3 protein-coding genes and 1 tRNA gene are annotated in these 5,413 nt (G+C 38.0%); 2 read left to right on the top strand and 2 right to left on the bottom strand.

What is annotated here, in order from left to right; genetic code table 11:
* Positions 1-2,778, top strand: a 2,778-nt coding sequence (locus ADH02_RS01625; protein ID WP_048782042.1) for an SspB-related isopeptide-forming adhesin, incomplete at its 5' end; no start/stop codon positions are given.
* Positions 2,779-2,894: 116 nt separating this feature from the next.
* On the opposite strand, the gene ADH02_RS01630 is transcribed toward ADH02_RS01625, so the two are convergent.
* Positions 2,895-2,966, bottom strand: a tRNA-Arg gene (locus ADH02_RS01630).
* Between the two features lie 203 nt (positions 2,967-3,169).
* On the opposite strand from ADH02_RS01630, the gene ADH02_RS01635 reads away from it, so the two are divergent.
* Positions 3,170-4,786, top strand: a complete 1,617-nt coding sequence (locus ADH02_RS01635) for an LPXTG cell wall anchor domain-containing protein (protein ID WP_048782044.1) — start codon at positions 3,170-3,172, stop codon at positions 4,784-4,786.
* Between the two features lie 131 nt (positions 4,787-4,917).
* On the opposite strand, the gene ADH02_RS01640 is transcribed toward ADH02_RS01635, so the two are convergent.
* On the bottom strand, positions 4,918-5,413 hold a 496-nt coding region (locus tag ADH02_RS01640), incomplete at its 5' end, for an IS3 family transposase (RefSeq protein ID WP_048781588.1).

Consider the following 5,413-nt stretch of genomic DNA (forward strand, 5'->3'; position numbering starts at 1 on the left):
GCATACGACAGCAAGACTGGTGCAGATGTAACTGATTTATTCGATATCACTGTAAACAATGGTGTAATCACTGCAACATCTAAAGCTTCATTACAAAAATCTTTAGGCGATGCAGAAGATACTCAAGTATTAGACACAACTAAATTCGCATTCGGACGTTACTATAAATTTGATATTGTTGCGACTGTAAAAGAAGACGTAACTGGCGGGGCAGATATTGAAAATACTGCAACACAAATCGTTCACCAATACGATCCAACAAGCAAATCAGTTGTAACTCCTGAAAAACCAACTCAAAAACGTGTTATCAACGTTCCAATCGAAGTAGAATTTAACTTCACTAAGAAACTTGAAGGCCGTGAGTTGAAAGAAAATGAGTTTACATTTGTATTGAAAGATGCCAAAGGAACTGAAATCGAGACTGTGAAGAACGATGTAGACGGAAACGTTAAGTTCAAAGCAATCGAGTACAACAAAGATCAAGCGGGTACTTACAAGTACACTATCGAAGAAGTAGCTGGAACAGACGGAACAGTGACTTACGATAAGATGAAAGCTGAAGTAACTGTTAAAGTGAAATATGACGGAACCGCTAAAGCGTTAATCACAAAAGTGACAGATGCTCCTGATAAAGAGTTCAACAATACAGTAACTCCTCCAGAAACTCCAGAATTCCAACCTAAGAAATTTGTTGTGAAAGATGAGAAATTCGACATTACTGGCGACAAGTTAGCAGATGACGATAAAGAGTTAACAGACGCTGTTACAGAAACAAATGCTAATCCATATGCAGATACTACTGACAACAACGAAGCTGAAAACTTAAATACGAAGACTGTTAAACGTGGAGATAAATTAGTTTACCAAGTATGGTTAGATACGAATAACTTCACTGAAAAACAAAACATCCAATCAGTTGGTATTACTGACGATTACGATGAAGCGAAATTAACAGTTGAAGCAGCGAACGTGAAAGCATACGACAGCAAGACTGGTGCAGATGTAACTGATTTATTCGACATCACAGTTGAAGATGGCGTCATTAAAGCGACATCTAAAGCTTCATTAACGAAATCTTTAGGCGATGCAGAAGATACTCAAGTAATTGATACTGAGAAATTCGCATTCGGTCGCTACTATAAATTTGATATCGTAGCAACAGTGAAAGAAGATGTAGCTGGCGGTTCACAAATCGAAAATACTGCAACACAAATCGTTCACCAATATGACCCAACGTCTAAGACAGTTAAGACTCCTGAAAAACCAACTGAAAAACGTGTCAACCAAGTTCCGATCGAAGTAGAATTTGACTTCACTAAGAAACTTGAAGGTCGCGAATTAGCAGCTGGCGAATTCAGCTTCGTATTGAAAGATGCAGAAGGTACTGAAATCGAAACGGTTAAGAATGATAAAGACGGTAAGATTAAATTCAGTAAGATTGAATTCAAGAAGGGTGACGAAGGAACTCATAAATACACTGTAGAAGAAGTAACTGGAAAAGATGCGACAGTAACTTACGATACGATGAAAGCTGAAATCACAGTTGAAGTTTCTTACGATGGAACTGCTAAAATCCTTGTAACGAAAGTAACAGATGCAGCTGATAAAGAGTTCAACAACACAGTAACTCCTCCAGAAACTCCAGAATTCCAACCTAAGAAATTCGTTGTGAAGGATGAGAAATTCGACACTACTGGTGACAAGTTAGTAGATGACGATGCTGAGTTGACAGATGCTGTAACAGATACAAAAGCAGATCCTTATGCGGATAAAGCTGACAACAACGAAGCTGAAAATATCAATACTTCAACACTTAAGAAGGGTGACAAAGTGGTTTACCAAGTTTGGTTAGATACAACTAAATTTGATGCAAACAACAAAGATTACATCCAATCAGTAGGAATCACAGATAACTACGATGAAGAAAACTTAACGGTTGACGTTGCCAATATTAAAGCTTACGACAGCGTAACTGGTGAAGATGTAACTGCTAAATTCGACATCAAAGTTGAAAATGGCCTAATTACAGCGACATCTAAAGCTGATTTAACGAAATCTTTAGGCGATGCTGAAGATACACAAGTATTAGATACTACTAAATTCGCATTCGGTCGCTACTATAAATTTGATATTGTTGCGACAATCAAAGAAACTGCTAAAGATGGCGTAGATATCGAAAATACTGCAAGTCAAACAGTTCACCAATACGATCCAACTAAGAAATCAGTTGAGAAACCAGAAAAACCAACTGAAAATCGTGTTGTTAACATCCCAACAAAAGTGGAATTCGAATTCACTAAGAAACTTGAAGGTCGTCCACTGAAAGCTGGCGAATTCAGCTTTGTATTGAAAGACAAAGATGGAAATGTTATCGAAACAGTAACAAACGACGCTGACGGTAAGATTAAATTCTCTGCCTTAACATTCAAGAGAGGCGAAGAAGGAGTTTATACTTACACTGTTGAAGAAGTGAAAGGAACAGAAGAAGGCGTAACTTACGATACAATGGTTGCGACTGTAACTGTAACTGTAGCGAAAGACGGTAAAGTATTAACGGCTGTGGCTGGATTACCAGAAGATACTGAGTTCAATAACAAAGTAACTCCTCCAAACACACCAAATACACCTCCTCAAACACCTCCAACTCCAGGTAAACCAGAATTACCTAACACAGGTGTGGAAGACTTATCATTAGTCTTCAATGCAGCAAGCATGTCACTCCTTGCAGGTTTAGGATTACTTGCGACTGGCAAGAAAAAAGAGGACGAAGAAGAATAATCTCACCTAGGTGATCACTTCTAAAGTTTGACGAAAAGCCCCGAGAGAAATCTCGGGGCTTTTTTGTGCATAAAAAAACGCTACAAAACAATGTTTGTAGCGCGAAGTATTTTGTAAGCCGCCTAGGGGAGTCGAACCCCTGTTATGAGAACCGGAATCTCATGTGATATCCACTACACTAAGGCGACACTCTTTCCTAAGTGTATCTAATTTTGGGGAGTGGTGCAAGTTTGGAAAGAAATATTCAATTTATTAATTCTAATTTGAGTGCGAATATTGTATAATCATTATGTGAAGAAATTACTTTAAGGGATAGTTTCCGAGAAAACGGCAGTTATTCCTATGTTTGTGTGAAAATAGATACAACAGTATCATTTTAAGGAGGATAAGAATGAAAAAATTTAAACATTTCTTTTTTTACTTCACAGCAATCTTTCTAGCAGTTATTTCATTATTTTTAAATGCTGGACAAACCAAAACAGAGGCTGCAGTCGTTGATAATGTGTTAACGAACGTATCGCTGCAAAATAGCCAAGGCGGACCTTTAACAAACGGTGTGGGCTCTTGGGAAAACTTCCAAATGAATGCAGATTTCGCATTCAATAACGGAGAGGTGCAACCAGGAGATACAGCGACGGTTCAATTGCCGCAAGAATTGATGTTCGTTGGGAAAACATTTGAGATTCGCGACGGAAATGGACAAGTGGTAGCTAACGCAACGATCGACTCTACAAGCAAACAAGCCGTATTGACATTTACAAACTATGTCACTGAACGTGCAAGCTTTACAGGGAACTTCAATATGACAGTTCGTGTTGACCACAATGTCGTTCGTACAGCGCAACAAATTCCATTAACTGTAACGGTGAACCGCACTCCAATGAATGCAGGCGTCGTAAACTATACAGGGATTGCCGGAATGGAACCGCAAGATTTTGCAAAATCAGGTTGGCAAGATCCAAACGATGATAGCAAATTACACTACATCATTTATTTCAACCAAAACTACCTTAACTTCTCAAATGTAGTGATTAGCGATACGATTCAATTCGAAAACGCAACAATCAACAAAGAAAGCTTTAAAGTATTGTCTGGTATTTGGTATACAGATACATCTGACAACTCAATCCGTTTAGGATACCAAGAGGACGTGACTGCAAGTTATAGTCCACAATTCTCTGCAGACGGTAAATCATTTACATTGAACTTACAACCATTTAATCCAAACCGTGGTTACTATGTAAAATATGATGTGGATTTAGTAGGGGCGCCTGCAAATGGGACAACATTAAACAATAATGCTAAATTTGAAGACGCGACTGGTTATAAATCAGTAGCGGATGCAGAAATCGTTTATCAAGCAAACGGTGGTAGCGCACAGAGTAACATCTTCACTGTTGAATTAACGAAGAAATCTGAATCTGGTGAGAAATTACAAGGTGCAGAATTCGGACTTTACTTCGAAGGTACTCTAGTAAAATCAGCTACTTCAGATGCGAACGGTGTCGTAACATTCGATGGTTTAATCAAGCCAAAATACACAATCAAAGAAACAAAAGCGCCAGCAGGATATGTTCTTTCTGAAGAAGAGATTGCAATTAATTCTGCAGAGGCAACTGATCGTGTGATTCGTAAGGATGTTGTGAATAAAGCTGAAACAACAACTACTACAACCACGACAACAACAACAACAACTACTGAAGAAACGACGACTTCAGTAACAACAGAAGGAACAACTTCTGAAACAACAGAAGAAACGACGACTTCAGTAACAACAGAAGGAACAACTTCTGAAACAACAGAAGAAATGACGACTTCAGTAACAACAGAAGAAACAACGACAGAGGGATCAACTTCTGAAACAACAGAAGCTCCAACGGTCACAACTTCAACAACAGAAGAACTTCCTAATACAGGGGTAGCTTCAAATGGATTACTTTCAGTAGTAGCCGTAGCGTTAAGCGGTATTGCAGCAGCAATGCTCGTTATCAAACGTAAAAACGCATAAAACTAACCAAGCTTAAGGTCGGAAGAAATTCCGGCCTTTTTTATGCAAAAGAGAGCAAAAAAGTATACGATGATAGCAAAAAATACCATATATGGACATGTGTACTGACCCCAAAAAGTTAGACAATTAATTTAAGCAAAGGATTTAGTTCTGTATTGTACAGGACTAAGTCCTTTTAATTTTACTTTGATTCGTTTGTTGTTGTAATAATCAATATAGTCGACGATTGCCCCCTCAAGTTCCTTTATAGACTTAAATGTCTGCTCATAGCCATAAAACATTTCTGATTTAAGAATGCCAAAGAAAGATTCCATCATGCCATTGTCAGTACTATTACCCTTGCGAGACATAGATGGCTGAATGCCCTTATCTTCTAAAAAACTATGATAAAACTCATGCTGGTATTGCCACCCCTGATCACTGTGGAGAATAGTATTCTTGTATTCTTCTTCTCTAAAAGCTTGTTCTAACATATCCTTTACTTGTTTTAAATTTGGCGAAGACGATAGAGTATACGCTATAATCTCGCTGTTATAACCATCTAAAATTGGTGATAAATATAGTTTTTGATTACTTGTTGGAATAGAAAACTCTGTAATGTCTGTATAGCACTTTTCCATCGGTTTT

It is taken from the genome of Streptococcus sp. 263_SSPC, assembly GCF_001071995.1.
Taxonomy (GTDB): Bacteria; Bacillota; Bacilli; order Lactobacillales; family Aerococcaceae; genus Granulicatella.